The sequence below is a fragment of the Nitratidesulfovibrio sp. D1 genome (genome assembly GCF_051133415.1).
Lineage (GTDB): Bacteria > Desulfobacterota > Desulfovibrionia > Desulfovibrionales > Desulfovibrionaceae > Cupidesulfovibrio.
This window is the reverse complement of sequence record NZ_JBPGNZ010000004.1, coordinates 194,404-220,634: the sequence shown is the minus strand read 5'-3', so window position 1 is coordinate 220,634 and position 26,231 is coordinate 194,404. Positions and strand designations below refer to the sequence as shown.

Below are 26,231 nucleotides of genomic sequence, written 5' to 3'. Positions count from 1 at the left end.
CGGACGGCGGGCGCCGCGGCGCCGGATTCGCTTCGCATGAAGGGGCGGGGGCCTGTGCCCCCGCCCCTTCGATCTTTATTATGCTTTCATGCCTTCATGGGGGGGGCCGCCCGGCCCGCTACACGGCCTGCGCCGGTTCCGAGCCGTCCTTGACCAACTGGTAGTAGGGCAGGATGTCCGCCCCGAAGCTGAGCTTGAACCAGCCCCGGCGGGGGCTGTTCACCCCTTCCAGGTCCACCTCGGCCACGCCCGCGCGGGCCAGTTCGCCGAAGGCGTCCCACAACACGGCCGTGCCGCAGGGGGTGTTGCGCAGGTGCGGGTCGCCTGCGCCGAACAGGTAGTAGGCGCGCTTGCCGTCCATGCCGAACAGGGCCATGGCCGCCAGTTCCCCTTCCGGGGTGCGGGTGGCGAACAACCGGCCGAAGCCGCCCGCCAGCACGGCGGCGGCCAGGTCGCGCAGTTCGTCCAGCCGTTCCCGCTCCACCTCTATGCCCTGGCGGCCCATGGTCAGGGCGTAGAAGGCGGAAAGGTCGTCCGGGGTGGCGTCCTCGGTGGTGCGCACGCCGGTCTTCAGCGCCTTGCGCACCTCCTGGCGGCGCGAATAGGAAATTTCCGGAAACAGGGGCACGTCTTCGGGGGCGGCGGCATCGGCGAAGCCCGCGAGGCTGGCGTAGGCGGTGTAGCGCACGTCGGCCGCGTAGCGGGGGGCGTCGTCCCTGCCGTAGTTGTGCCACAGGAAGGGCCGGATGTCGGTGACCTGCGGCGACAGGGCCAGTTCCACCCGCTCGTAGCGGCGCGACAGGGCGGCGGCCACGTCCACGGCGATTTCGAACCGCTCGGACAGCACCGTGGAGCGGTTCTGTTTGTTGGCGGGCGGCGCGAAGAGGATGCCGTTGTGGATGACGAAGTCGTGCAGCACCGCGCGCGAGCCGTCGGCCGATTCGGTGACGGCCACGGCGGCGCGGCGCTCGTTGCCGTTCAGGCACCAGTACAGGCGGCTGGGCTGGCGCACGGCGGCCAGGTACGCGGACAGCGAGAAGATGGTGCCGTTGGGGGAAGCCTCGACAAAGGCGTCCCACTGGGCGCCCGGCGCGGTCTCTTCGAGACGGTATTGCGTGGTCACGGGGGCTCCGTTGGATGGCGCGGGAAGGCTGCCGGGCCGCGCGCAACGCGCGGCGCGCCGGAGGGCGCGGACGCGTCGCCCGCCGCCGGGCGGAACATGACACCGCCGCCCCCCGCCGTCAATATGCGAGGCGTGGCGGGCCGGATGTCTTATCGTACTCGACCGGAATAAAAAGGTGTTCTGACGACGGCAGAAGCAAAAAGGCTCTTGCGCCAACCAGCTACGCTACGAGCACCCCCGCGTACCCCACCACCCGCTGCATGTCGCCGCTGACCTCGCCCGAGGTGGCGTAGGCCACCACGCGCGCGGTCTGGGCGCCCAGGGCCAGCGCGGCGAACAGCCCCAGGGTGGCGGGCAGCACCCCGCACATGGAGATGCCCCGGTCGCGCACCGTGGCGTACAGGCCCACGGGGTCCAGCGCCTCGATGCGGGCCAGGGCCATGCGGTCCAGGCGGGCGGCGTCGGCGTGGGTGACGTAGTGGCTCATGTCCGAGGACACCACCATGGCCACCCGCCGTCCGGCGGCGGCCATGCGGCGCAGCGTGTCGGCCAGGGCCTGCGACGCATCGCGCAGGGACTGGGGATGCGGCTCGGCCACGGCCACGGGCACGATGGACAGGTCGGGCGTGTATTCCTGCAGGAAGGGCAGGACCACCTCGATGGAGTGCTCGCGCACGTGGGCGGCGGTGTCGCGGGTGAAGCCCGCGTCCGATTCGGCCAGGGCGTCGGCCAGCTCGGCGTCCACGGGCACGGGACCGAGGGGGGTGTGCCAGTGCCCGCCCGGCCAGACCGACAGCGGCGCGCCGAGCCCGGTGTGGTTGGGGCCCAGCAGCACGATGGTGTCGGGCAGGTTGGCCGCGCCCAGGGTCTGCCCGGCCACCTCGCCGGAATAGACGTAGCCCGCGTGGGGCACCATGGCCAGCAGGGTGGGGGCGGGGTCGCGGGTGGCGGCGGCAAGGTGCTCGCGCACCTCGTGGCGCAGCAGGTCCGGGTCGTCCGGGTAGAACATGCCCGCCACCACGGGGTTGCGGTCGATGGCGTGTCCGTTGTCCAGATGCCTGTCGTGCATGGTGGCCTCCTGTGGCGGAGCGGGCCGCTTACTGCTGCGCGCCCTGGGTGAACCCGGAAAGGCCCTTGGTCACGTCGGTGGTGCGCAGTTCGGAGGCGGCCATGCGGCCGTACAGCGACTGAGGGTCGCGCCGGGCGAGGTCTTCAAGGATGGACTTCCACGCGTCCATGTTGCCCGTCTTGCGTTGCAGGCGCGCGGTGCGGAAGCGCATGGCCGCGTAGCCGGGGTCGGAATCGGGCACGTATTTGGCGTACTGCTCGGTCCAGTCCAGCGATTCGCGCAGGCGGCCCGCCGCCTCGGTGATGTCCATGAGCGAGATCAGGCAGTCCTTGATGCGCGGGGCGTCGGCCTTGTCCGGATTGGCCTGGGCCACGGCCAGGAAGTCGGTGAGGGCCTCGCGCGTGAGCAGGTAGGCGTTTTGCAGTTCGCGCTTGCGCTCGGCGTCGCGCGACAGGAAGAAGCTGACGTAGGCGCGCTGCTCGGGGGGCATGCCCTTGCGCTCGTGCAGCCGTTGCCACAGGGGGACCGCCAGGTCGGAATGCTCCTGGTTCTCGTGGGCCAGGGCCAGTGCGTAGTCGGCCTGGGCCTGCACGGGATCGGACAGGGTCCACCCGGACACGCTCTGCATCAGGTCCACGATGTTCTGCCAGCTCTGGTTTTCCAGGTACACCGAAAGGGCCAGCGACAGCGCGGTTTCGCCGTGTTGCGCGTCCTTGGGGCCTTTCAGGAAGCCGTCCAGGATTTCCAGCGCCCGCCGAGGCTGGCCCTCGCGCGAGTAGCTGAGGCCGAGGGCCACGCGGGTGTCGGCGGACAGGGCCTTTTCGTTCTCGCGCAGCAGCGGGTACTGTTCCCACAGTTGCAGGATGCGGCCGTAGTTGCCGTCGGCCACCGATTCGGCGGCGGCCTGGGTGAAGCCTTGCAGGGCCACGTCGCGCACCTTGGGCAGCATTTCGTTGCCGGGGTGGGCCTGGATGAATTCCGCCGAGGTGGCCAGCGCTTCCGGATACTGGCGGTTCCACAGGTACCACATGGCCAGTTTCAGCCGGGCCAGCGGCACCAGCGCGCTCTGCGGATGGCCCGAGATGATGGTGGTGTAGGCCTGCACCGGACGGGTGTTGTCCGGCCGCTGGAACACCGAGACCATGTCCCCCAGGTTCGGCGCGTCGTGGATGCCTTCCTCGGCCAGGCGCATCAGCGAGACGAGGCCGCCGTCCTTGTCCGGGAAGCGGCGCACCGCCTCTTCGTAGATTTCGCGGGCCGCCTCGGTCTGCTTCTGCTTGGCCAGGATGTCCCCGATGCGGGCCAGCGCGGTGTCGGTGTCCTCGCCGTCGGGAATGAGGTTGTAGTACAGCCAGTAGTGGCTGCGCGCGTCGTCCAGCTTGCCCACCTGGTAGGCCACGTCGCCCGCGATGGTCAGCAGCGGCGGGTATTCCAGGTAGAAGCGGCCCCAGCGCTTGTCCACGAAGTCGAGGATGGATTCCGCCTGCTGGTAGTAGCCCATCTTGTGCAGGGAGCGGGCCAGGCTGACCGACCCTTCGCGCACGTACTTGCTTTCCGGAAAGTCCTGCACGATGGACTGGAACTTGTCGGCCGCCTTCTGGTACTCGCCGCGTTTGTAGGCTTCTTCGCCGGCGTAGTAGAGGGCCAGGGGCACGTTTTCATCGTGCGGATACTGGCGGCGCAGCAGGTTGAAGTAGCCTTCCGCCTCCTGCGAGTTGCCGATGCGCATGTTCACCACCCCGAGGCGCAACAGGGCCTGCGGCACCCGGCGCGACTTGAGGTTGTAGTTCATGGCCTCGTTGGTGGCGGTCACGACCTTGTCGTAGACGGCCAGCATGTTGTCCTTGCCCTGAGCGAACAGCACGTCGCCGATGAGGTACAGCGCCTCCTCGCGCATTTCCCTGGGCGTGTCGCGCAGGCCCTTCAGGGTTTCCAGCAGTTCCAGGGCCTTGGGGTAGTCGCCGTTGACCATGAAGGTCTTGACCTGTTCCATCAGCTCGGCCGGGACCGGCGGCGGGGGCACGGGATTGCCCTTTTCGTCCACGTACACCACCTGGGTGGCGTTGGTGGCGTTGCCCCCTTCGGCGGCCTGCTTCGCCTGCGGCGAGGTGGCGTCCACCTTTTCGGGAGTGCCGGGCTGCGCGTCCGCCGTGGCCTGGCCCGGCGTTTGGGCCGACTGTTGGGCAGGCGGCACCGCGCCTTCCGGGCGCTGCGCGGCGGATTTGCGCGCCTCGCCCTGTGCGCCGTCGCCCTGTGCGCCGTCGGCAGGGGTGGCCGGAGCGGGGGGGGGAGGCGTGGCGTCGGCGGTGGCCTGCGCGGATGCCTCTGGAGCGGGCTGGGACGCGGGTTGCGGCGCGGCGGGCTGTGCGGCCTGCTGGGCGGTGGCGGCGGGGCCGGCCTCGCCGCGCGAGGGCACCGGCGCGGGAGCCGTGGTGGGGGCGGAGGCAGCCGCCTCTTCCGGCCAGTCGGACGGGCCGCCGGGGTTGATGCGCGCCCGCACGGAGTAGGGCACGGCAAAGAAGCTGCGTTGCGGCTCGGGCGGTTGGGCGGGAGATGCTGCGCCGATCTGCCCGGTGACCTGAGAGGGCGGCGCTGTGCCCGGGCCGGAGGAAAGCTGGCCGGTGACCGCGCCCTGGGGAGCGGACTGCTTCGCGTCCTGTTCCGGAGCCGGGGGGGCGGCCTGCTCGGGGGCGCCGGGTTCCGTGGGTACCGTGGGCAGCGGCGCATCGGCCTGCGGGCCTGTGGCGTCGGTGAGGGCGCGTTCGACGATGCGCGGCTGACGGGCGCCGTTCCGCGCCGGGTCGGGCGCGGTGGAGGGCAGGGGAGCGGGCGTTGCCTGGGCCTGGGGTACGGGCTGCGTGGGGGGCGCGGGCTGCGCCTCGGGCTGGGCGGCCGTCTGGGCAGGAGCTTGGGCCGCGTCGGACGGTGTCCAGCGTTCGCCCATGGGGTCGCGGAAGATGTCCACCACCACCCGGTCGGGCGCGGGACGGGTGACCACGTAGCCGAACCCCGGCGTGCGCGTGTCGATGCGCAGGCCGCCGGGCTGCGGCGCCACCTCGCCCACCAGCGCCGCGCGGGCCGGGTCCGCCCCGCCCATGCGCGCGGGGGCCGCGCCCACGGCGCGCGAGGTCAGCGACAGGGTCTGTCGCCCGGTGCGCGCCACGTCCACCTCGCCGGGCCGGTCCAGGGTGATGGTCACCCGCTCGCGGTCGGGCAGGCCGCTCCACTGCCACGAGGCCGCGTGCGCGGCCGTGGCGGGCGGCCCGGCAAGGGCCGCGATGAGGAGCAGCCGGGCAAGACCGGCGGCGGAGGGTCGTTTCACGCGGAAATCCTGTGCATGTACGCGTATGTGTGCGCGTGCGGGGGCATGCCCGTGCCCCGGCGCCGGTTCCGTTGCGGATGCCGTGCCCCGTGCCCGACGGGAAAAAACCGACACGGGCACTTGTTCATAGCAAAAAACGTGCAGCGGCGGATAGCTGCGCGCATCCCGCCTTGCCCTATCCGCCCTGTCTGCCCGGTCCGCCCGGTCCGCCCGGTCTGCCCGGTTCGGGCCGGGCGCGCGCCCCGATCACGAGTCCGTCCGCTTCTTCTTCAGCTTTTCGATGAGCGTGGTGCGCTTGATGCCCAGGATTTCCGCCGCCTGGTTCTTCACGCCCTCGGCCATGCCCAGGGCTTCGTCCAGCAGGCGTTCCTCCACGGTGTCCAGGAAATCCTTGAGGTTCATGCCCTTGTCGCGCAGGTCGGTGATGGTGGGCCAACTGAAGCCGGCGGGCATGCCGCAGGACGCCGCTCCGGAGGCCACGGGCAGCGGGTCGGGCGGGGTCGGTTCCGGCAGCGAGACGATGTCGCCCACCTCGTCCAGGATCTTGCGGGGCAGGTCGGCCGGGGGCACCACGTCGTCGTCGGCGAGGATGCTGAGCCGCTCCATGAAGTTTTCCAGTTCGCGCACGTTGCCCGGCCACGAATAGGCGGCCAGCACCTTGCGTGTGTCGGGCGCCAGGACGAGGCAGCGGCGGCCCTTGCGCTCGCAGAAGCGGCGCATGAAATGCTCGGCCAGCACCAGGATGTCGCCGCCGCGCTCGCGCAGGGAGGGCAGGTGCAGGGGAATGACGTTGAGCCGGTAGTACAGGTCTTCGCGGAAGCGCCCAGCGGCCACCTCGCGTTCGAGGTCGCGGTTGGTGGCGGCCACGATGCGCACGTCCACCTTCTTCACCCCCGCGCCGCCCACGCGCTCGATTTCCTTTTCTTGCAGCACGCGCAGGATCTTGACTTGCAACGTCAGGTCCATCTCGCCGATTTCGTCCAGGAAAATGGTGCCGCCGTCGGCCAGTTCGAACCGGCCGGGCCGCGAGCGGATGGCATGGGTGAAGGCGCCCTTCTCGTGGCCGAAGAGCTCCGATTCCAGAAGTTCCTTGGGAATGGCCCCGCAGTTGATGGGCACGAAGGGCATGGCCCGGCGCTGGCTGTTGGAGTGCAGCGCGCGCACCAGCAGTTCCTTGCCGGTGCCCGATTCGCCCGTGACCAGCACGGTGCTGTCGGTGGGGGCCACCTTGGCGAGAATGCGGAAGACGTCCCTGAGCGATGTGCTTTGGCCGATGATGCCGCTGGTGTCGAGATCCATCCCCTCTCCCGGAAGGCTCGCTGAATGTGTCCCGCTTCCCCCCGCGCCACCCCGGTGCGCGCCCCGGCCCGGCCCGCCCTGGCCCATCTGGCCCGCCTTGGCCGCCGGGCCATTCGGCCGCAGTGCCGCGCGCCCGGCGCGATGGCGAGATGCCCGGAACACCGGACCGCGCGGGCGGCATGGCGCGTCTGGCTTCATCAGTGTCAATTCGCTGACGCGAAGTCAAGTACAGGGGCGAAAAAAGCGGATTCCGCGTGCCAGGGCGGGGGAGGACGGCCATCCTGCCGCCATCCCGCCGCCACGCGGGCGCGGCGGCGCGTGCGCACGCGCACGGGAAGGCGGCGGAAACCGGCCCGGCGGGCGGGGGGGGATGGCCTCGGGCATGGTATCCGGCAGGTGCGTACCTTGCCCGCGCCCCCGTGCGGTCGTATGTTCGGGGTTCACGCCATCATCCACAGCCGTACCGGCCAACGTCTGGCACAGCCGTACCGGCCAACGTCTGGCGGGCCGCCGAGCCCGCCGGGGAGTTTTACGTGCTCGACATCCTTTCCGCCCTGGTCCCGGTGTTCGGCATCATCGTGCTTGGCATGTTCGTGGAACGGCTGGGCAGCCTGCCCAGGGGCACCCCGGCCGCCCTGAACCAGTTCGTGTTCCGGGTGTCGCTGCCCGCGCTGCTGTTTTACGCCGTGGCCCGCAAGACGCCGGAGGAACTGGCGCGCGGCGGCTTCGCCGCGGGCACCGTGGCGGGCATGCTGCTGGCCTTTGCCCTGGGCTACCTGCTGTGTTCGCGCGGGGGGCGGCGCAACGGCCCGGACATCGCCGTGCTGGCCCAGGCGGGCAGCTTTCCCAACAGCGCCTTCCTGGGGCTGCCCATCGTGGTGTCCCTGCTGCCCGGCAACGACGACGCGGTGCTGGCCGGGGGCATGGTCTCGGTGCTGTGCCTTGCGGTGCTGCTGGTGACCATGGCCCGGCTGGAGGCCATCCGCAAGGGCGGCGGCCTGTCGTGGCGGGTGCTGCGCGAGGTGTCGGCGGCCCTTGGGCGCAATCCCATCCTGCTGGCCTCGGTGGCCGGGGTGGCGGTGAGCCTTTCCGGCCTGGGGCTGGCCGGGCCGGTGGCCGTCATGGCCTCCATGCTGGGGGCCACGGCCTCTCCGTGCGCGCTGTTCGGCATCGGGATGGTGCTGGCCGCGCAACTGACCGCCGAGGGCGCGGGCTGCCCGCCCGAGAGCGGCGGGGGCGGCGAATGCGACCCCGAGGCCCTTTCGCCGCTGGCCCGGCAGGTGGTGGTCAACGCGGTGAAGCTGTTCGCCCATCCGGCGCTGACCTGGCTGTGCCTGTGGGCGTTCGGGGTGCGCGGGCACTGGCTGGGCATGGGCGTGCTGTTCGCGGCCATGCCCACGGCGGCGGTGGCCTACGTGGTGGCGGAAAGCTACGGCGCGGGCGCGCGCGACACCTCGCGGGCCATCGTGGTGAGCACCATGCTCTCCGCGCTGACGCTGTTCGGCGCCGTGGTGCTGCTGCGGCATCTGGAACTTCTGTAGCGGCGGGCGATACGCCAGAGCGGAAGGGAAAAGAAGCGCGCCGCGTACCCTGTGGGGGTGCGCGGCGCGCATGTTGCCTTGGCTCTGCCCGGCGCAAGCGCCGGTGGATTGCGGGGCGGTGCCCCTCGGTTCCGGTCGGCCTTCCTTGTTCCTTCGCGCGCTTCCGCTCTCCCTTTTCAGGTAAGCACGGTGGAGTTCCCGTGCAAGCGCCCGCGCGCGTGAGGAAACAACCCCCTAGACGAAACGGTCCACCAGTATCCCGGTCATCTCGTCCCGCGCGCGCACCACGGCGGCGTTGGCCTCGAAGGCGCGCTGGTCCGTGAGCATGTCCACCATCTCGTTGGCCACGTCGGTGTTGCTGCCCTCTATGGCGCTGGTCTCCACCGAGACGGAGCCGTCCTCGTGCAGGATGCGGCGCAGGTCGAGGCGTACCGGGCCGTGGGTGGTGCTTTGGCGGATTTCCGCCACCTCCACGCCCTGTTCCCGGCCATCCTGATCGGCAGGGCCGGTTTGCAGGCGCACGTCGGAGGCGCGGAATTCGTCCGTGTTCATGTTCGCCACGTTGTTGGCCGTGACGGTCATGGACGTCCCGAAGGCGTCCAGTGCGCTGAGCGGCGTGCCGAATCCGTCGATCATGGCGTGTCTCCCGTGCGGTCGCGCGGTGGCGGTAACCCCCTGATCGCTCCTGCCCCCTGCGGGAGAGAATAATGCCGATGGCCTCGCCTGTCACGGGGGAGGGGTGCGGGCAGCGCGGCTACCCCTTGCGCACCTCTCGCTCGATGCTGGCGAAGGCGTTGTGGCAGTGGATGGACTCGAAGCTCTCCACTTCCACCCGGAACCAGGCCACGTGCGGGTGTCCTTCCAGGCGCTGGGCCGCCGCGCGCACCACGTCCTCGACAAAGGTGGGATGGGCGAAGGCGTCCTCGGTGACGAACTTCTCGTCCTCGCGCTTGAGCAGGGTGTACACCGGCGACGACCCGGCCGCCTCGGCCAGTTCGATGAACTCCTCCATCCAGCTGAACCCGGTCATGCGGATGGACATGCGCACCACGGCGCGCTGGCTGTGCGCCCCTTCGTCGCTGATGGCCTTGGAGCACGGGCACACGGTCATCACCGGCACCTCCAGTTCCAGCAGGAACGAGGGCTTGCCGTCGCCCAGTTCGCCCGTCAGGCGGCATTCGTACCACACCAGGCCCGAGCTGGCCGTGGCGGGCGCGCCCTTGCGCACGAAGTAGGGAAAGCGGAACAGCGCGTACGCCTTGCGGGCGTGCAGCCGTTCCTTCACGTCTTCGAGCAGGCGCTTCATGGAGTTGTAGTCCAGTTCCTCGGACCAGTTCTCCAGCGCTTCGACGAAGCGGCTCATGTGGGTGCCCTTGAACTCGGCGGGCAGGTCCACGCCGATGTCCACGGTGGCCACGGTATGCTGGCGGCCCTGCGCGCGGTCGCTGACCACCAGGGGCAGCTTCAGGTTCTTCACGCCCACGCGGTCGATGGGCATGGCCACCTGCGCCGGGCTGTTCTGTACGTCTTCCATATTTCTCTGGGGTGTGTTCGCGGATTAGGATTTTTGTTCGCTGGCAAGGAAAACAAGCCTGCCATGAAGGAATATGCCTCAGCCGTTGGCGAGTCCCCGAGCCATTACGGATGAGGACCGCAACGCGCTCTTCTCGTATTTGACTGAAATGGCGGGCGCTGTTTGACGACGCCAGCGGGCAAAAAGACAATACGCGGGCATACCCCTACGTCAGGTCCTGACCGGTAGTGGTGAGCGAGAGCTTGCCGTGCTTCACGCCCTTGGTGGAGATGAGCCGTTGCGACAGGGTGCGCACGTCGGCGCCGGGGCCCTTCAGCACCAGCACTTCAAGGCAGTTGTGGTGGTCCAGGTGCACGTGCAGCGAGGTGATGATGATGCCGTGGTGGTCGTGCTGGATTTCGGTCAGCCGCTGGGCCAGGTCGCTCTTGTGGTGGTCGTACACGATGGTCAGGGTGCCCGCGATTTCGCGGTCCGTGTCTTCCCATTCCTGCTGGACCAGGGTGTTGCGGATCAGGTCGCGGATGGCTTCGGACCGGGTCTGGTAGCAGCGGTCGTCGCACAGGGCATCGAACTTTTCGAGCAGGTCGGAATCGAGGGAGACGCCGAAGCGGATGGTGCGGCCCATAACGGCTCCTGTGGTTGCGGTGGCGGTGTCCTGCGGTGGAACAAGCGGTCTGGAGGGAGGCAGGGATATCTGAAAAATGTCTTTCAGAGGGTGCCGTCACGAGTAGGATTTTTGTTCTCTGCCAAGGAAGAATGATTTTTTATGGAAGGAACATACTCTGATGGTATTTGACTGGAATAAAAAATCATTCTGACGAAGGCAGAGGGCAAAAAGACACTCGTGGCGACACCCTCTAGGTGTGCGGGGGGCGCATCTCCCACAGGTATACGGTAACACGTTCGGCCTGCCGGTACAGCGCGTCCACCTGCATGGTGCGGGCGCAGCGCGTGGTCCAGCCACGGGCCTCCAAGGTTTCCCGGAACGCAGCGTACACGTTTCTGCCCGGTTCCGCCACCCAGACCATCCCGTCCCGTGCCACGGAATGATCCAAGAATTCACTGACGGGTGTTACGAACCGGCGCTCGTACATGATGTCGCCCGCCCAGACCGCATCCAGCGAACGGGGGGCCACGGCGGGCACGCGCCAGTCCATCACCGTCCACAGGGGCTGCGCCACCCCGTTGCGCGCGGCGTTCAGCCGGGCGAAGCGCAGGGCCGCCTCCTCGTAGTCCATGCCGATGACCCGCGCGCCCAGCCATTGTCCGACGATGGCCGTGAGCCCCAGCCCGCAGCCCAGGTCCAGGCAGCGGCGGCCGTGCAGCGCGGCGCGGTTTTCGGCCAGCCATTCCGCCAGGGCAAGGCTGGCGGGCCACAACTCGGTCCAGTAGGGCAGCCGTTCGTCGTCCACGAAGGCGGCGCGGGCCGCGTCCGCCGTGCCGGTGGAACCCGCCACGGGGTTTGGGCCGTCGCAGGCGGCCAGTTCTTCCCACAGCGATTCGAGGTCGGCGTGGCGCTCCAGCGTCCAGACGCGGCCGCAGGCGTGCACCTCCACGACGGGGGCGTACGTGTCGGGGCGGCAGGGCGCGGAAGGGGGGCCGGAGGAAGGTGGAGACGGGGCGGACATGGGTGTTTCGGATAGCAGGGTAGTTCGCCCCCGTCCAGCACCGGCATGGAGCGGGGAAGGGCGTGATGCCGCGTCAGGCTGCGCCGTCCGCTTCCGTCGTGTACCAGGGAAGTACACTCCGGTCGCGGTCGGCGTGCCTTCCTTGCCTGACGCCCCTCCGCGTTCCATGCCGCCGGTGCGCGGGCCCGAGGTCACTGCCGAGCCTCCTCGTTGACCGGCGCGGGCCGTGGCCCTATGTTCGGGCGCGAACCACAACCCCGCGCGGACGCGCGGACGGGAGCCACATGCACGACGCCCCGCTGGCGGGCCTGCACCGCTTGGTCTGGACGGCCCTGATGGCCGCGCTCATCGCCGTGGGGGCCATGGTCATGCTGCCCGTGGGGCCGGTGCCGGTGACCCTGCAAACCCTGTTCGTGGCCCTGGCCGGGCTGGTGCTCGGCCCCGTGCGCGGCGCCGGGGCCATGCTGCTGTACGTGCTGGCCGGGGTGATGGGGCTGCCGGTGTTTTCCGGCGGCAAGGCCGGGTTCGCCCACCTGCTGGGTCCCACCGGGGGGTACCTGTTCGGGTTTGCGTGCATGGCGTTCATCGCCGGGTTCGGCGGACTGGGTGGGCTGCGCGGACGTGATGTGGGGGATGGCGCGATCGGGTTGCCCCGCGTCGCGCTGGCCCTGTGCTGCTGCCTTGCCGGACTGGCCGTGGCCTATCTGGCGGGCGCGGCCCGGCTGATGCAGGTGCTGGACATCGACGCGGCGTACGCCGTGGCCGTGGGCGTGCTGCCCTTTCTGCCCGGCGACGTGGTCAAGGTGGCGCTGGCCGTGGCCGCATGGCGGTTCCTGGCTGCGCGAAGGCTGCTGCCCCGATGATCGTCGTCAGGGGGCTGCGCTACACCCATCCCGGCACCCCGGCCGGAACGCCGCCCGCGCTGGACGGCGCGGATTTCGCCGTGCCCCCCGGCGCGCTGCTGTGCCTGTGCGGGGTCAACGGCAGCGGCAAGTCCACCCTGTTGCAATTGCTGGCCGGACTGCTGCGGACCGGTGCGGGCACGCTGGACGTGGCCGGACACCACTGCCCCGGTGCGGAGGCCGCCCTGCGCCGCCACGCCGCGCTGGTCCTGCAGGACGCGGACATGCAGATGCTGGGGGCCACGGTGGCGGAAGACCTACTGCTTACCGCGCCGCCCGCGCACACCCCCGACGGCGCGGCCGCCCTTGCCGCCGCGCGCGATGCGGCGGCAAGGTTCGGCCTTGCCGCGCACTGGGACAGCCCGGTGCATACCCTGTCCTACGGGCAGAAGCGCAAGTTGTGCCTTGCCGCCGCGCTGCTTGCCGCGCCGGGCCTGCTCTTGCTGGACGAGCCGTTCAGCGGGCTGGACCACCCGGCGGCACTGGAACTGCGCGACATCCTGGCCCGCAACCGGGCCGCCGGGCTGACCCAGGTGGTCTCGGTGCACGAACTGGAGCCGGTGGTGGACATGGCCGACCTGATGCTGGTGCTGGACGGGGGGCGGCAGGCGCTGTTCGGCCCGCCCGCCGCAGTACTGGACCGGGTGCGCGCCCACGGCATCCGCCCGCCCTGCTCGTGGACGGAGCGGCGGGAGATCGTTCCCTACGAGTAGCAGGCCGCCCGGCAGCCCCGCTACCGGCGGCGGCCGGTGCCCAGCGCCACGCCCACCATGACCACGGCGGCGGCCAGCATCTGGGTGGCGTTCAGGGTTTCGCCCAGCCACAGCCAGCCGAACCCCACGGCGGTCACCGGCACAAGGTTGATGAACGCGCCCACGCTGCTGGCGGGCAGGTGGCTGGTGGCCCAGTTGAACAGGCCGAAGGCGCCCAGCGAGGCCCCCGCGCCAAGGTAGACCACGGCCAGCACCACGTCGGCGGGCCACTGCCCCGCGCCGGTGAGCACGGCATACGCGCCGGGCGCGAAGAACAGCGCCCCGGCCACGGTCTGCAACGCCGTGAGGGTCCACGGATTCCAGCGGAAGCCGCCGCATTCCCCGTGTCCCCCATGCGCGGACAGCCTGCGCACCAGCAGCATGTTGCCCGCCGCGCAGGTCATGGCCAGGAGTTCCAGCATGTTGCCCAGGAGCGGGTCGGGCGCGGATTCGGTGCCCGCGCCGCCGGACAGGGTCAGCCAGGCCACCCCGGCGCACGAGAACGCCACCCCCACCCACAGCCGGGGCGAAGGCCGCTCGCCCAGCAGCAGCCACGCGCCCGCGCCCACCAGCAGCGGCACCGAGGCGGAAATGACCCCGGCCTGAGAGGCCGTGGTAAGCTGCATGGCCTTGGATTCGAACAGAAAGTACAGGCAGGGCTGCAACAGCACCGTGGGCAGGAGCAGCAGCTTGTGCCGGCGGGGCACGCCGCTCCAGAACCCGCGCCGCACCAGCGTGCCGGAAGGGGCCACGGCCACGGTGCGGGCGGGGAACAGCCGGGCGGTGAACGGGGCCAGCAGCGCCATGGCCACCATCATGCGCGCCCACATCAGCGGCATGGGGCCAAGGGCCTGCACGGCCACCTTCATGGCCGGAAAGGACAGGCCCCACAGGGTCACCGCGCCCAGGGCCGCCAGACCGGGCAGCAGCAGGGAGGGACGGGCGGGGGCGTTGCCGGAAAGGTCGGCGGCGGCAGGGGCGCAGGGTGCGGAATCGGACATGGAAGGCGTCTCCGTGAAGTTATGATGTGCGCCGGATGTACCGCGTTGCGGGGCGGTGCGTCTTGCACGGAGTTTTTGCAGGAAATTGCGGTGGGGGGCGGGGGCGCGGGGCCGTCGGAGGCGGGGGCGCGCGTCTCAGCGCGACAGGTACTGCCCCGGCGTGGCCCCCACGTAGCGGCGGAAGGTGTTGGCGAAGTGGCTCTGGTCCACGAAGCCGGTTTCCTGCGCCGCGTCGGCCATGGCCCAGCCCCGGCGCAGCAGCAGCTTTGCGCGGTCCACGCGCAACTGGGTGTGGTAGGCGTGCGGGGTCATGCCCGTGGCGTCGCGGAACACCCGCAGCATGTGGAAGCGGCTGAGGCCCGTGGCCTCGGCCAGGTCTTCCAGCGTCACCTTGTGGGCCAGCCGTTCGGCAAGGTAGGCGCGCACCCGGCGCACGGCCGCGTTGCCGTCGCGGGCGGTGACGGCTTCCGGCCGCACCCCGCCGTGGCGGGCCAGCACCAGCGAGAAGGCCCCCACCATGGCCGACTGGCGGGCCAGCAGTTCCGCGCCCTCGGCCACCAGGTCGCTGAGGCGCAGGAAGGCGCGCAGCACGTCGGCGTCGGGCACGATGAGCCTGCGGAAGTCGGGCGGGCCCCCGTCGCGGCCGCCCAGTTCCACGGCCACGCGGTGCAGCCAGCACGGGTCCGCGTAGAACATGCGGTAGGTGGCGGGCACGCCGCGTTCCGGTTCGCCGCTATGCACCTCGCCGGGGTTGAACAGGCAGACCTGCCCGCCCACCACCACGGAACTGCGCCGGGAACGGCCGTGGCAGTAGTTGGCGCCTTCCTCCATCAGGCCCACGGCGTACTGCTCGTGGGTGTGCTTGGGGAAGGTGTGCGCGCTGCGGAGCACCCGGTTGGTCTCCAGACCGTCCAGGTCGTCGCTGCGCCAGTAGCGCACGTTTTCGAGGGGCTGCCGCATGCCGGGCTCCGCTAGCGGTACGCCTTCTCGAAGATGGCGATCACCGCGTCCTCGCGCAGGTCCACCGGGGTGACGGCGAACAGTCCGCCCATGGTTTCGCGGGCGTTGCGGGCCAGGGCGGGAATCTCGTCGCGGGTCACCCCGTAGTCGGACATCTTCAGGCCGTCCAGCCCCACGGCGACGATGAGCTTGCGCAGGGCGGTGACCAGGGCCAGCCCCTGCGCGCGCAGGTCCATGCCCTCGATGTCCTCGCCCATGGTCACGGCCAGGTCCGCGCAGCGCTTGGGCTGGAAGCGGGCCATCACCTCGAAGTAGGGCAGGGACAGCATCACCAGGCCCGCGCCGTGCGGCAGCGCCGGGTGGTGGGCCGACAGGGCGTGCTCCAGCGAATGGTGCGAGATGCACGACGACAGCGATTCGCACAGCCCCGCCGCCGTGGACGCCCACGCCAGCATGGTGCGCACCTGCACCGAACTGCCGTCCTTCACCGCCTGCGGCAGGAACTGGGTGATCAGGCTGACCGCCTCCAGCGCCAGCAGGTCGCTGGACGGCTGGCGCGCCGTGGAAAGATACGCCTCCGCCGCGTGGAAGAAGGCGTCCATGCCGGTCATGGCCGTCACCGCCGGGGGCACGCTGACCATCAGCATGGGGTCCACGATGGACAGCGCGGGGTAGGTGGAATCGTCGCCCCAGCCTGTCTTTTCGTTGGTGTCCTCGCGGGTGATGACCGTCCACGGGTCGGCCTCGGTGCCGGTGCCCGCCGTGGTGGGAATGGCCACCACCGGCAGGGCCGGGCGCTCCGGCCGCTTGCGGCCGCCGGTGCCGCTCTGGATGTAGTCCCAGTACGAGCCGGGGTTGGCGGCGGCCAGGGCGATGGCCTTGGCGGAATCGATGCTGCTGCCCCCGCCAAGGCCCAGCACGAAGTCGCAGCCTTCGGCGCGGGCCAGCGCCGCGCCCTCGTCCACGTGGGTGAGGACGGGGTTGGGCTGGATTTTTTCAAAGACCACGGTGGTGCAGCCGTTCTGCGCCAGCAGGGCCAGCACCTTGTCCAGATGCCCGGTGCGGCGCATGGAGCCGCCCGCGCTGACCACAACCAGCGCCTTGCGGCCCGGCAGGCGGGTGCGGCCAAGCTCGGCCAGCCTGCCCGCGCCGAAGACGATGCGGGTGGGCATGTGAAAGGTGAAGTCGAGCATGACGGTCTCCTTGGGCTGTGCGCCACGGGCGCGCGGTGGTGGTGCGGCCGGGTATGGTCTGGCCGGGTACGGTGCGGAAAGCCGCCCGCGCCGGGCGGAATGCGTCGTCGCGTCGCCGGCTACTTTTCCAGAAACGCCGTGTAGGCCAGCCGGGTGGCGTACAGGTCGGCCACGCTGGACAGCTCGAACGGGCTGTGCATGGACAGCACCGCCGGGCCGAAGTCGATGATGTCCATGCCGTAAGCGGCAAGGTACATGGCCACGGTGCCGCCGCCCCCGCCGTCCACGCGGCCCAGTTCCGCCATCTGCCATGGAATCTTGCGGCCGTTCAGCACGCCGCGCAGCCAGCCCACGTATTCGGGGTGGGCGTCGTTGGCCTCGTACTTGCCCCGGTGCCCGGTGAACTTGCAGAAGCACGGGCCGTGGCCGATGACGGCGGCGTTGAGCTTTTCGTGCAGTTCCTGCCAGTCGGGGTCCATGGCGGCGTGCACGTCGGCGGACAGGGCGCGGGTGGCCAGCATCACGTCGCTGAAGCGGGCGGCGGGCTGCCACGCGGCGATGAGGTCTTCGATGCAGTATTCGAAGAAGCGCGACTTGGCCCCGGTGGAGCCTTCCGAGCCGATCTCCTCCTTGTCCCAGAACAGCACGCACTGCGGCTGCTGCGGGTTTTCCGCCGCCAGCAGGGCCTCCAGCGCGGCGAACACGCAGATGCGGTCGTCCTGCCCGTAGCCGCCGACGAGGGAACCATCCAGCCCCACATAACGGGCGGGACCGGCGGGCACGGCCTGCAACTCGGCGGAGTACAGGTCTTCCTCGCGGATGCCGTACTTTTCGTGGAGCAGGGCCAGCATGCGCGCCTTGATCGGATCCTTGGGGGCGTCCTTTTTGGCGGGGGCGCTGGCCGGGGCGTCGGGCGGAGTTTCGGAGGCAGCGGCGGAGGCGTCCACGCCGTTTCCTTCCGTCACGGGCTTGGGCGCGGGCCGGTGTCCCAGCACGATGTTCAGCTTTTCGCCCTCGAAGGCGTCGGCGATGGTCTGCCCGGCCTGCTTCTGGGCCAGATGGGGCAGCAGGTCGGCGATGGTGAACACCGGCTCCGCCGGGTCCTCGCCCAGGGTGACGCGCACCGATTCGCCGTTCTCCTTCACCACCACGCCGTGCAGGGCCAGCGGGCGGGCCAGCCACTGGTACTTGCGGATGCCGCCGTAATAATGGGTCTTGGCCTGGCCGATGCCCGCCTGTTCCTGCAACGGACGCTGCTTGAGGTCGAGGCGGGGCGTGTCCGCGTGGGCGCCGATGAGCCGCAACCCCTGCGACAGCGGGGCGCGGCCCTTGCGGGCGATGAACACGGTCTTGCCCTTGAACACCCGGTAGACCTTGTCGTGGGCGAAGTTTTCGGTGTAGCCCGCCGCGCGCAGGCGCGTGACCACGTAGTCCACGGTTTCGCGCTCGGTCTTGCAGCGGGACAGGAAGTCCACGTAGCGGTCGGCCAGTTCGCGCATGGCGGCCTGATGCTCGTCGCCGGCGTAGGCTTCCCAGCAGTTGGTGGTCTCGAAGTCGAGTTTGTCCATGAGGGATCCTTTCGGGGAAGATGCCCGTATGTGGTGCGGCGCGAAACCGCGAAGGTTTGCGGGGGGCGCGCGGTGCTGTGCAACGCGGCGAAGGACTAGGTAATATCTCTTGCGGCGGGGGGCAACCAGGGGATGGGGGTTTGTCGGCAGGGGAATGGGGGAGAGAAAGAGGGGGAGGAATGTCGTGCGGGGTTGCACCCGTCTTCGTAGAGGCCGCGTCCACCAACGCACGAACCTCTCTTCCCCCCCGCGCAGCCCCTTACACCTCCGCTCCTTCCTCCCTCCGCGACCTCAGCAATCTCTCGAAATACTCCACCGTCCGCTTCAACCCTTCCTCCATGCTCACCCTGGGCTCCCAGTCCAGCTTTTCCCGGGCCTGCGCGATGTCCGGGCGGCGGCGGCGCGGGTCGTCCTGCGGCAGCGGGCGGAAGTCGATGGTGGAGCGCGAGTTGACGAATTCGATGATGATTTCGGCAAGGTTCAGGATGGTGCGTTCCTCCGGGTTGCCGAGGTTCACCGGCAGGTGGGTGTCGTCCGGGGCGTGCATCAGCGCGGTCAGGCCGTCCACCATGTCGTCCACGTAGCAGAACGAGCGGGTCTGGCTGCCGTCGCCGTAGATGGTGATGGGCTTGTCCTGCAATGCCTGAAGGATGAAGTTGCTGACCACCCGGCCGTCGTTGGGGTGCATGCGCGGGCCGAAGGTGTTGAAGATGCGCGCGATGCGGATGGGCACCCCGTGCTGGCGGTGGTAGTCGCTGAACAGGGTTTCGGCGCAGCGCTTGCCTTCGTCGTAGCACGAGCGCGGGCCGATGGGGTTCACCCGGCCCCAGTAGTCTTCGGTCTGGGGGTGGGTTTCCGGATCGCCGTAGACTTCGCTGGTGGACGCTTGCAGGATGCGCGCCTTGACCCGCTTGGCCAGCCCCAGCATGTTGATGGAGCCGTGCACGCAGGTCTTGGTGGTCTGCACCGGGTCGAACTGATAGTGGATGGGCGATGCCGGGCAGGCCAGGTTGTAGATTTCGTCCACTTCCACGTAGAGCGGAAAGGTGATGTCGTGGCGCAACAGCTCGAAGCGCGGATGGTCCTGCATTTCCTGCACATGGTCGCGCGAGCCGGTGAAGAAGTTGTCCACGCACAGCACTTCCGCGCCACGGTCCAGCAGGCGGCGGCACAGGTGCGAGCCGATGAAGCCCGCCCCCCCGGTGACCAGGATGCGCTTGCGGGCCAGTTCCTTGAATTCGCCGTTTTGCATGTGGGCTCCGATTCTAGCGGGTGCGGTGGGCGCGCGGCGCGCGTTTGCCGGGCGCGGCGGCGGGTCGCGCCGCATCCGGTGAGTTGGGCAGGCCAAGCGCCTGCGCCAGCGCGGCGGCCACCAGGGGAAATTCCGGATCGTCCAGGGTGCGCGGATCCAGCCGGAAGGTGTCGTCCTCCAGCCTGCCGACCAGCGGAAGGGCGGGCGGGGCGACATCCAGCAGCCGTTCCTTCAGCGTGGTGGCGGAACACCCCGCCGGAGCCACGCTGACCAGCGTGGTGGGCAGGTCGCGCTCGGGAAACGAGCCGCCGCCCACCCGCGACATGCCGGGGGCAAGGCCGATGACGGCCGCATCGCCCAGCGCGGCGCGCAGCCGGGTGGCCAGTTTGCGCGCCCGCCGGGCCAGTTCGTCGGCCGGGGCGGTCATCATGCGCAGGGTAGGCACCTTGCGGCGGGCCAGTTCCGGGTCCAGGTACAGGCGCAGGGTGGCTTCCAGCGCGGCCAGGGTCATCTTGTCGATGCGCAGGGCGCGGTTGAGCGGGTTGCGCTTGATGCGCGCGATGATTTCGCGCCGCCCCACGATGAGCCCGGCCTGCGGGCCGCCCAGCACCTTGTCGCCCGAAAAGCTGACCACGTCGGCCCCGTCGGCCACCACCTCGCGCACGGTGGGTTCGCCGGACAGGCCCCACGGGGTGAAGTCCAGAAAGCTGCCGCTGCCCAGGTCTTCGATGACCGGCAGGTTGCGCGCCCGGCCCAGGGCCACCAGTTCCGCCAGGGGCACTTCCTTGTGGAAGCCGGTGATGCGGTAGTTGGAGGTGTGCACCTTCAGCAGGGCCACGGTGCGTTCGGTGATGGCGTTCTCGTAGTCGCGCAGGTGGGTGCGGTTGGTGGCGCCCACCTCGCGCAGCACCGCGCCGCTCTTTTCCATGACTTCGGGAATGCGGAAACTGCCGCCGATCTCCACCAGTTGCCCGCGCGAAACCACCACCTCGCCGCCCTTGCACAGGGTGTCCAGCACCAGCAGCACGGCGGCGGCGTTGTTGTTGACCACAAGGCCCGCCTCTGCCCCGGTGACCTTGCACAGCAGTTCTTCCACGTGGGAGTAGCGGCTGCCGCGTTCGCCGGTGGCCAGGTCGAACTCGAGGTTGGAGTAGTTGGCGCAGGCTTCGGCCACGGCGGCGGTGGCTTCTTCCGCCAGCAGGGAGCGCCCGAGGTTGGTATGGATGACCACGCCCGTGGCGTTGAGCACGCGGCGGAAGTGGGGGCGCGCGGCGCGCAGCACGTGCGCGGTGAGGGCGGGCAGCAGCGCATCCGTCGAGAGGGCGGCCGCGTCGGTGATTTCTCCGGTCCGGATGGCCTCGCGGCACTGGTCGAGGAAGGCATTGGTCAGGTCGCGCAGCAGGGGGCGCGGCAGTGCGGTGAGGTCCGGCGCTGCGGACGTTTCCGGCCCTGTCAGTTCCGGGTGTGCCAGGGCGGTGAGCAGGGCGTCCATGGAGGGCAGGGACCGGAACAGGTTCGACACGTGGGACTCCTTGCTGGCGGTGCGGCGGATGCGGGGCCGGTCAGTTGCCGGAGGGCGACGGGGGGTGCGGCGTTTCCGGGGCGTCGTCGGGGGCGTCGTCCGGAACTGTGTCCGGGGGCGCGGCGGCCACTTCACAGACACCGCCAGCACCCCGCGATTCCAGACAATCGGGCCGAAGTGTAAAGAACTCGCCGAGCAAATACAAGGAGCCGCACAGCAGTACGGGGCCTTGCGGGGCAAGGGCGGCGGCCTCGCGCAGGGCGGCGGTGATGTCCGGCACGGCGCGGGCGGTGGGGCCCAGCAGAACGGCCAGGTCCTCGCCGCGCGCGGCGCGGGCGTTGCCCTGGATGGTGGGGACCAGCACGGGCGCATCACCGGCCAGACGCCGCACCCCCTCGGCCACGGCGACAAGGTCCTTGTCGGCCAAGCACGAGAAGATCACCACGGCGGGCCGCGTGCACTGGGCGGCCAGGGCCTCGCGCAGGGCGGCCAGCCCGTGGGCGTTGTGCGCGCCGTCGATGACCAGGCGTGCGGGAAGGGGGGGCTGCGTTGCCGTTTGGGCGGCATCGGGCCGTTCCACCCATTGCAGGCGGCCGGGAATCCACGCATCGGCAAGGCCCCGGCGCACAGCGTCCTCGTGCGATTCCCATTCGTTGGCCTCGGCCAGCGTGGCCCATGCGGCCAAGGCCAGCAGCGCGTTGCCGCGCTGGTGCGGCCCGGAGAGGCCCAGTTCCGCCTTGGAGGGCAGCTTTGCCACGTCGTCGGCCTCGTGCAGGGGGGCGCCGCAGGCATCGGCGGCCGTGCGCAGTTCGGCCATGGCGTCCGATGGCTGCGGCGCGGTGACGGCGGGCACGCCCGGCCGCAGCGCCCCGGCCTTGTCGGCGGCGATGGCGGCGATGGTGGCGCCCAGCACGGCCTGATGGTCGAGGCCAATGGGCGTCACGCAGACCACGTCGGCGGCCACGGCGGTGGTGGCGTCGTGCGCGCCGCCGAGACCCGCCTCCAGCACGGCCAGTTGCACGCCCGCTTCGCGGAAGGCCAGCAGGGCGAGCACGGTGAGGAATTCGAAATAGGTCAGCGCATCGCCGCCCCCCGCCATGATCCGGTTGGCCAGGCCCGGCCACAGATCGGCGGCCAGCATGGCCCCATCGATGCGGATGCGCTCGCGCGGGGTGACGAAGTGCGGCGAGGTGTACAGGCCGGTGCGCAGCCCGTGCGCCGTGCCGATGGCCGCCAGAAAGGTGGACGTGGAGCCCTTGCCGTTGGTGCCCACCACCTGCGCCACCGTGAACGGCGGCGCGGCCAGGCCCAGCGCGTCCAGCACGCGCTCCATGCGGCCGAGGCCAAGGTCCATGTGGAACATGCCCAGCCTGTCCAGGTGGGCCTGCACGTCGTCGTAGGTGGCGAAGCTGGTGGGCGTGGGTGCGTGCGTCATGATGCATGTGCCTGTAGAGGGTGCGGTGGTGCCCCCGGAGCGTAACGTGCGGACGTCCGACAGCCGGACGCCGCGCGCGGGCGCATCTATTCCGGTAGGACGCCCGGCCGGGTGCGTCAAGCAGAGGAGGGGGCTGTCCACTAGGGGGCGTTGCGTGTCCGCCGCGTTTCTCTGTGAGGAGCGGCTTGCGCCACATGGGAATGCGGCTGGCAATACGTACTCCCCCAGGACGCAGTTGCGCGTCCCCCGGACGGTCGCCCGCCGTGGGGTGTTCGCCGCCCTTGACCGGCGGCACCGGCTCGGCTAAAAAAATCCCCTCTCGTCACGCGCCCGTAGCTCAGTCGGACAGAGCAGGAGCCTTCTAAGCTCTTGGCCGGGGGTTCGAATCCTCCCGGGCGCGCCAAAATGAAATCAAGTTGTTGGATGATAAAAAGAGCATGCTCGGCAAGGGTTGGAAAAACTTTTCCAACCCTATTTCCAACCTTGGGGATGTGAATAGAAATACTCTGGTGGCAGTCCAGGTGAAAGCAGAGGGCGCGGAGCTTGGTTCCGCGCCTTTTGCTTTGGGTCGACATGGGCTGATTTCACCAGCCGTTCCTTCCGCTTGATGGGTATAACGGTTCTTTGTTGGGGCGGGGTGTTGATCTTCGCAAGGGTGGTCACAGCAGTTGGCTCGGCCACAAGGTGCGAAAATCACCCCTGTGGTTTCTCCCCATTTAGGTTGGTTTGGCCTGCCGGGGCGGGGTGCGCGGTATTGCGCAGTTCCCCTTGGGTGGAAAAGGTGCGAACAAAGGGAGCGTGATTTCAAGGGATAATGCGGATTGGCATTTCCCCTTTAATTCAGCTATGGTAGCAAGGTATTGGCACGCCAGACATGCCGAAGGGGCACTTCATGAGCCAGCAGTACCAGCCGCCTTTCTCCATCACCCCAGCCATCGTCACTCTTGTCGGCCGGATCAGCGAAGCCGTGGGGCGGTTGACCATTCTTCGCGAACAGGCGGCGTCACTCCGGTTGCGGCGTATCAACCGTATCCGCACCATACGCGGGTCGCTCGCCATAGAAGGCAACCAACTCAGCGAAGCGCAGATCACCGCCATCCTCGACGGAAAACGGGTCATCGCGCCTCCTCGTGAGGTTCAGGAGGTGCGCAATGCCCTTGCTGCGTACGAGCGCTTCGATGACTGGAGCCCTGTCGTCGAAAAGGATCTGCTGGAAGCGCACGGCATCCTGATGTCCGGCCTGATCGACGAGGCAGGCAGCTACCGCCGGGGTGGCGTCGGCGTGTTGGAAGGCTCCCACGTTATCCACCTGGCACCTCCGGCGGACCGGTTGCCCGTGCTTATGGGCGATCTGTTTCACTGGTTGGCGACCAGCGATGCCCACCCGTTGGTTGCAAGTTCCGTGTTCCACTACGAATTCGAATTCATCCATCCCTTCGCCGACGGGAATGGCCGCCTGGGGCGGTTGTGGCAGAGCCTCATTCTGGCCCGTTGGAACGGGTTGTTCGCCGATCTCCCGGTGGAGAACCTGATCTTCGCGCATCAGGCCGAGTACTATGAGGCGTTGCAGGAAAGTACGCGACAGACGGACAGTGCCCCCTTTATCGAGTTCATGCTCACGATGATTTTTGATGCCGTGATCGCGTCCGTTGCTCCAGATGCCCCCCAAGTCGCCCCCCAAGTCACCCCCCAAGTCGGGCAGCTATTGCAGGCCATACATGGCGAAATGTCCCGTGAGGAGTTGCAGAATGCACTTGGTCTGCAAGACCGCAAGTCTTTCCGGGAGCGCTATCTCAAGCCGGCCCTGGCGGATGGGTTCATCGAGATGACCGTTCCCGACAAGCCCAATAGCCGCTTGCAGCGGTATCGACTGACGGACAAGGGGCACCAGTGGCTGCAACTCCGTCGTGAAGGGTAGGTTCCAGACACGGTTGTTGGCGGTTCCACGGCAGTGCCCGCAAAGCATGTTTGCGGCATAGGGGGGCCGCAGCCCCCCTGACGGTAGTCCTAGCCTCCTCCTGCCTCCCCCTCCGGCAGCGCCAGTTGCGCTTCCTCTTCGCGCTCCTTGCTACCTTTCAGACTTGCCGGGGTGTCCGATACGATGGCCGTCACGAACACGCCAGCGACCCCGGCCAGGCAGCCGCCAAGAAACACCCAGGCCCTGTTCATTCCCTTGTCCTTGGATTCGTGCTCAGTCATCGATGCTCTCCTTGACGACGTTAAGTACCGCGATGGCTATGGCGATGATTGATCCCCAGTTCATATCTTTATCCTCCTTGGGATGCGGACCTTCGGGCAGTCCGCGAAGAGCACGCATTCCGCAGGCGGCAGAAGGCATTTCTTCCACGGCCAGAACCGGCACAGGTACATCCAACGCATACGACCTCCTTGTCGGGGTGTTGAAAGAGAACGGGGAGGCGTGGTGCCTCCCCGTTGTTCGTTGCCGGTGTTTTTCGTCGTTGCATCATGTCGCGCGCCTTCCGACCAGCGCGCCTTGGAGCAGGCCGAACATCGCCGGGGCAAGTTCGGCCATGGTGTTGATCGTCCGGTGCCGTCCCGGCAGGTGCTGCAGGATGTTCACCGCGTCGATGCCTATGGCGTAGACCTCGAACCCCAGCCGTTCGGCGTGCCGGATGGCTTCCAGGGCACATGTCGGCGTATCGGGGTCGCCATCGGTCAGCAGCAGGATGAGCTTGCGGGCCTCACGCAGGGGCAACATTTCCTGCATCACCCACCACAGGGACTCGGCCAGTGGGGTGGTCCCCACGGCTGCCACCTTTAGTCTCGGATGTACCCGCTGTCCGTGCCGCACCAGGCGGCCCACGGTTTTCTGTTCCGTCGACGCCGGGTCATGGCTGGCCGGAAAGGCGGTGATAGCCACGTTGATGCTGACGGTCTCAAGGGCCGAGGCCACGGCGTGACAGGCCGTGCTGGCCAGCCGGATGTTCGGGGTCATGGACCCGGAGCAGTCGAGAAGCAGATGCACGGCGGTGTTGATGCCGACGCGCGCTCCCTTGCGCATGAAGACGCGAGCGTCATCCGTCGCGATGCGGTGGAGCCTGCGCGGGTCGAGCCTCCCACTTCGTGCCCCGTGGGTCCGGCTGATGGTCGCAGCCTGTAGTAGGCCATGGAGCCGCGTCCGCAGGGCCGTTGATGCCCGTTTGGCCGCTGCGATGTCGTCGGGGTGCAGGTCCCAGCTTACCTTGTGGGTGACGGTGGCCACGTTCACAGGCAGTCCATCGCTTGCGGGTGTCTCAAGTTTCAGGGCCTCACTAAGGATTGCGCCGAATTTCTGCGGAAGTTCGTCCTCCTGGGCGTGCAGCAGGTTCCGTATCCGTTCCCATGGTGATGCCGTGGGCTGGTTGCCATTGCCGGGCGCACCATCCGGGGTGCCCCCGGCCTGACTGGCATCCGGATTCCTACCTGACGCGGGTTGCGGCGTTTGCGCGGCCTTGCCCAGTTCCGCGACGATGGCCCGCGTATGGGCAATGGCTTCGACAGTGGATGCGCACGAGGTGCGTACCGCCTCGACAGCACAGGCCATGCGGGTAAGCAGGCCCGGACAGAGTCTATCGAGATGCGCTGCGATGGTGTCGCGTTGCTTCCCTATGGCCGGGACGTCCCACGCCCGAACCGTGAGCAGCAGCCAGTTCAGGAACAGCACTGCGGGATCGTCCGTTGTCCCTGTCGCCTTGCCGCCGAAGAAGTGTTCTATGAGCCAGTCGAAATTTCCCCGGCAGCCGGGGAACGAGGCGACCAGGCGGTTTTCCACCCTCCAGTCCTCGATGATGTTCCATACATGGTGCTCAAGGGGGGTAAGGTTCGCGGCCTTCAGCGCCGTGAAGTCGGTATCCCGCAGGTGGGCGGCCTCATGGTCGATGTAGCCACGGGCCAGTGCGAGGAAGGTGTCGGGCACGCCCACTGGCAGGGCGGGGAGATGGATCGCGCTACCGTCCGTGTACGCCTCTGTGCCCCCGATGGTCACGGTGACGCCATATTTCCTGCCGAGCACGCTCGCCACCAGCGGCAGCGAGCGCATCACGGCGCGTGTATCCAGCATGTGGTCCTCCGAATGCGAAAAGGCCCCGAAGCTTGGTGCTCCGGGGCATTTCGCGGCTTGGGCTGTGTGG

The 26,231-nt window shown here is 69.0% G+C and carries 22 protein-coding genes and 1 tRNA gene; 5 read left to right on the top strand and 18 right to left on the bottom strand.

Annotation, left to right across the window (positions count from 1 at the left end; all coding sequences use genetic code 11):
• Positions 1–118: 118 nt before the first annotated feature.
• From ACR4XJ_RS08985 to ACR4XJ_RS08970, 4 genes are all read right to left on the bottom strand, one after another.
• The gene (locus ACR4XJ_RS08985; RefSeq protein ID WP_434754914.1) at positions 119–1,123 is read right to left on the bottom strand and encodes a GNAT family N-acetyltransferase; all 1,005 of its coding nucleotides are present in this window, start codon (positions 1,121–1,123) and stop codon (positions 119–121) included.
• Between the two features lie 220 nt (positions 1,124–1,343).
• Positions 1,344–2,192, bottom strand: a complete 849-nt coding sequence (gene amrB, locus ACR4XJ_RS08980; RefSeq protein ID WP_434754913.1) for an AmmeMemoRadiSam system protein B — start codon at positions 2,190–2,192, stop codon at positions 1,344–1,346.
• A 28-nt stretch (positions 2,193–2,220) separates the two neighbouring features.
• The gene (locus ACR4XJ_RS08975) at positions 2,221–5,514 is read right to left on the bottom strand and encodes a tetratricopeptide repeat protein (RefSeq protein ID WP_434754912.1); all 3,294 of its coding nucleotides are present in this window, start codon (positions 5,512–5,514) and stop codon (positions 2,221–2,223) included.
• Positions 5,515–5,760: 246 nt separating this feature from the next.
• Positions 5,761–6,813: a sigma-54 interaction domain-containing protein gene (locus tag ACR4XJ_RS08970; RefSeq protein WP_434754911.1), complete on the bottom strand. Its 1,053-nt coding sequence runs from the start codon at positions 6,811–6,813 to the stop codon at positions 5,761–5,763.
• Positions 6,814–7,346: 533 nt separating this feature from the next.
• Here ACR4XJ_RS08970 and ACR4XJ_RS08965 point away from each other — a divergent pair.
• Positions 7,347–8,354 (top strand): AEC family transporter, encoded by a 1,008-nt coding sequence (locus ACR4XJ_RS08965; RefSeq protein ID WP_434754910.1) that lies wholly within the window; start codon positions 7,347–7,349, stop codon positions 8,352–8,354.
• Between the two features lie 234 nt (positions 8,355–8,588).
• On the opposite strand, the gene ACR4XJ_RS08960 is transcribed toward ACR4XJ_RS08965, so the two are convergent.
• The 4 genes from ACR4XJ_RS08960 to ACR4XJ_RS08945 form a co-directional block, all read right to left on the bottom strand.
• Entirely contained in the window at positions 8,589–8,990 is a 402-nt protein-coding gene (locus ACR4XJ_RS08960; protein WP_434754909.1) for a flagellar basal body rod protein FlgC, read from the bottom strand.
• A 118-nt stretch (positions 8,991–9,108) separates the two neighbouring features.
• Complete coding sequence (gene folE2 / locus ACR4XJ_RS08955; RefSeq protein ID WP_434754908.1) at positions 9,109–9,888, bottom strand: GTP cyclohydrolase FolE2; 780 nt, start codon at positions 9,886–9,888, stop codon at positions 9,109–9,111.
• 205 nt (positions 9,889–10,093) lie between these two features.
• Positions 10,094–10,513: a nickel-responsive transcriptional regulator NikR gene (gene nikR, locus ACR4XJ_RS08950; protein WP_012612453.1), complete on the bottom strand. Its 420-nt coding sequence runs from the start codon at positions 10,511–10,513 to the stop codon at positions 10,094–10,096.
• Between the two features lie 232 nt (positions 10,514–10,745).
• Complete coding sequence (locus ACR4XJ_RS08945; RefSeq protein ID WP_434754907.1) at positions 10,746–11,516, bottom strand: class I SAM-dependent methyltransferase; 771 nt, start codon at positions 11,514–11,516, stop codon at positions 10,746–10,748.
• 284 nt (positions 11,517–11,800) lie between these two features.
• Between ACR4XJ_RS08945 and ACR4XJ_RS08940 the strand changes: the two genes are divergently transcribed.
• Together ACR4XJ_RS08940 and ACR4XJ_RS08935 are read left to right on the top strand one after the other, a co-directional pair.
• Entirely contained in the window at positions 11,801–12,379 is a 579-nt protein-coding gene (locus ACR4XJ_RS08940) for a biotin transporter BioY (protein ID WP_434754906.1), read from the top strand.
• Positions 12,376–13,131: an ATP-binding cassette domain-containing protein gene (locus tag ACR4XJ_RS08935; protein ID WP_434754905.1), complete on the top strand. Its 756-nt coding sequence runs from the start codon at positions 12,376–12,378 to the stop codon at positions 13,129–13,131. The genes ACR4XJ_RS08940 and ACR4XJ_RS08935 overlap by 4 nt, the downstream gene beginning before the upstream one ends.
• A gap of 20 nt (positions 13,132–13,151) precedes the next feature.
• On the opposite strand, the gene ACR4XJ_RS08930 is transcribed toward ACR4XJ_RS08935, so the two are convergent.
• The 7 genes from ACR4XJ_RS08930 to ACR4XJ_RS08900 form a co-directional block, all read right to left on the bottom strand.
• A complete protein-coding gene (locus ACR4XJ_RS08930; protein WP_434754904.1) occupies positions 13,152–14,171 on the bottom strand; it encodes a DMT family transporter in 1,020 nt (339 codons plus the stop codon).
• 135 nt (positions 14,172–14,306) lie between these two features.
• Positions 14,307–15,131, bottom strand: coding sequence for a helix-turn-helix domain-containing protein (locus tag ACR4XJ_RS08925; protein WP_434754903.1), 825 nt, complete (start codon positions 15,129–15,131; stop codon positions 14,307–14,309).
• Between the two features lie 11 nt (positions 15,132–15,142).
• Positions 15,143–16,324, bottom strand: a complete 1,182-nt coding sequence (locus tag ACR4XJ_RS08920; protein WP_434754902.1) for an iron-containing alcohol dehydrogenase — start codon at positions 16,322–16,324, stop codon at positions 15,143–15,145.
• A 119-nt stretch (positions 16,325–16,443) separates the two neighbouring features.
• The gene (locus tag ACR4XJ_RS08915; protein WP_434754901.1) at positions 16,444–17,892 is read right to left on the bottom strand and encodes an aminopeptidase; all 1,449 of its coding nucleotides are present in this window, start codon (positions 17,890–17,892) and stop codon (positions 16,444–16,446) included.
• 259 nt (positions 17,893–18,151) lie between these two features.
• The gene (locus ACR4XJ_RS08910) at positions 18,152–19,144 is read right to left on the bottom strand and encodes a UDP-glucuronic acid decarboxylase family protein (protein WP_434754900.1); all 993 of its coding nucleotides are present in this window, start codon (positions 19,142–19,144) and stop codon (positions 18,152–18,154) included.
• Between the two features lie 13 nt (positions 19,145–19,157).
• Complete coding sequence (gene selA / locus ACR4XJ_RS08905; RefSeq protein ID WP_434754899.1) at positions 19,158–20,666, bottom strand: L-seryl-tRNA(Sec) selenium transferase; 1,509 nt, start codon at positions 20,664–20,666, stop codon at positions 19,158–19,160.
• A gap of 40 nt (positions 20,667–20,706) precedes the next feature.
• Positions 20,707–22,101: a bifunctional folylpolyglutamate synthase/dihydrofolate synthase gene (locus ACR4XJ_RS08900; RefSeq protein WP_434754898.1), complete on the bottom strand. Its 1,395-nt coding sequence runs from the start codon at positions 22,099–22,101 to the stop codon at positions 20,707–20,709.
• A gap of 326 nt (positions 22,102–22,427) precedes the next feature.
• Here ACR4XJ_RS08900 and ACR4XJ_RS08895 point away from each other — a divergent pair.
• Positions 22,428–22,504, top strand: a tRNA-Arg gene (locus ACR4XJ_RS08895).
• 489 nt (positions 22,505–22,993) lie between these two features.
• The gene (locus tag ACR4XJ_RS08890) at positions 22,994–24,019 is read left to right on the top strand and encodes a Fic family protein (RefSeq protein WP_434754897.1); all 1,026 of its coding nucleotides are present in this window, start codon (positions 22,994–22,996) and stop codon (positions 24,017–24,019) included.
• Positions 24,020–24,108: 89 nt separating this feature from the next.
• Here ACR4XJ_RS08890 and ACR4XJ_RS08885 read toward each other — a convergent pair whose 3' ends face one another.
• The 3 genes from ACR4XJ_RS08885 to ACR4XJ_RS08875 all read right to left on the bottom strand — a co-directional run bounded on the left by ACR4XJ_RS08885 (position 24,109) and on the right by ACR4XJ_RS08875 (position 26,161).
• Positions 24,109–24,300: a hypothetical protein gene (locus ACR4XJ_RS08885; RefSeq protein ID WP_434754896.1), complete on the bottom strand. Its 192-nt coding sequence runs from the start codon at positions 24,298–24,300 to the stop codon at positions 24,109–24,111.
• Positions 24,293–24,463, bottom strand: coding sequence for a hypothetical protein (locus ACR4XJ_RS08880; RefSeq protein ID WP_434754895.1), 171 nt, complete (start codon positions 24,461–24,463; stop codon positions 24,293–24,295). Before ACR4XJ_RS08880 ends, ACR4XJ_RS08885 begins: the two co-directional genes overlap by 8 nt.
• A 102-nt stretch (positions 24,464–24,565) precedes the next feature.
• Positions 24,566–26,161: a cobaltochelatase CobT-related protein gene (locus tag ACR4XJ_RS08875; protein WP_434754894.1), complete on the bottom strand. Its 1,596-nt coding sequence runs from the start codon at positions 26,159–26,161 to the stop codon at positions 24,566–24,568.
• Positions 26,162–26,231: the final 70 nt, after the last annotated feature.

Excerpts from the sequence above, each read along its gene's own strand:
- amrB (WP_434754913.1), bottom strand. The coding sequence starts at position 2,192 with ATGCACGACAGGCATCTGGACAACGGACACGCCATCGACCGCAACCCC.
- ACR4XJ_RS08970 (WP_434754911.1), bottom strand. The coding sequence starts at position 6,813 with ATGGATCTCGACACCAGCGGCATCATCGGCCAAAGCACATCGCTCAGG.
- ACR4XJ_RS08960 (WP_434754909.1), bottom strand. The coding sequence starts at position 8,990 with ATGATCGACGGATTCGGCACGCCGCTCAGCGCACTGGACGCCTTCGGG.
- folE2 (WP_434754908.1), bottom strand. The coding sequence starts at position 9,888 with ATGGAAGACGTACAGAACAGCCCGGCGCAGGTGGCCATGCCCATCGAC.
- nikR (WP_012612453.1), bottom strand. The coding sequence starts at position 10,513 with ATGGGCCGCACCATCCGCTTCGGCGTCTCCCTCGATTCCGACCTGCTC.
- ACR4XJ_RS08945 (WP_434754907.1), bottom strand. The coding sequence starts at position 11,516 with ATGTCCGCCCCGTCTCCACCTTCCTCCGGCCCCCCTTCCGCGCCCTGC.
- ACR4XJ_RS08940 (WP_434754906.1), top strand. The coding sequence starts at position 11,801 with ATGCACGACGCCCCGCTGGCGGGCCTGCACCGCTTGGTCTGGACGGCC.
- ACR4XJ_RS08935 (WP_434754905.1), top strand. The coding sequence starts at position 12,376 with ATGATCGTCGTCAGGGGGCTGCGCTACACCCATCCCGGCACCCCGGCC.
- ACR4XJ_RS08930 (WP_434754904.1), bottom strand. The coding sequence starts at position 14,171 with ATGTCCGATTCCGCACCCTGCGCCCCTGCCGCCGCCGACCTTTCCGGC.
- ACR4XJ_RS08925 (WP_434754903.1), bottom strand. The coding sequence starts at position 15,131 with ATGCGGCAGCCCCTCGAAAACGTGCGCTACTGGCGCAGCGACGACCTG.
- ACR4XJ_RS08920 (WP_434754902.1), bottom strand. The coding sequence starts at position 16,324 with ATGCTCGACTTCACCTTTCACATGCCCACCCGCATCGTCTTCGGCGCG.
- ACR4XJ_RS08915 (WP_434754901.1), bottom strand. The coding sequence starts at position 17,892 with ATGGACAAACTCGACTTCGAGACCACCAACTGCTGGGAAGCCTACGCC.
- ACR4XJ_RS08910 (WP_434754900.1), bottom strand. The coding sequence starts at position 19,144 with ATGCAAAACGGCGAATTCAAGGAACTGGCCCGCAAGCGCATCCTGGTC.
- ACR4XJ_RS08900 (WP_434754898.1), bottom strand. The coding sequence starts at position 22,101 with ATGACGCACGCACCCACGCCCACCAGCTTCGCCACCTACGACGACGTG.
- ACR4XJ_RS08890 (WP_434754897.1), top strand. The coding sequence starts at position 22,994 with ATGAGCCAGCAGTACCAGCCGCCTTTCTCCATCACCCCAGCCATCGTC.
- ACR4XJ_RS08885 (WP_434754896.1), bottom strand. The coding sequence starts at position 24,300 with ATGACTGAGCACGAATCCAAGGACAAGGGAATGAACAGGGCCTGGGTG.
- ACR4XJ_RS08875 (WP_434754894.1), bottom strand. The coding sequence starts at position 26,161 with ATGCTGGATACACGCGCCGTGATGCGCTCGCTGCCGCTGGTGGCGAGC.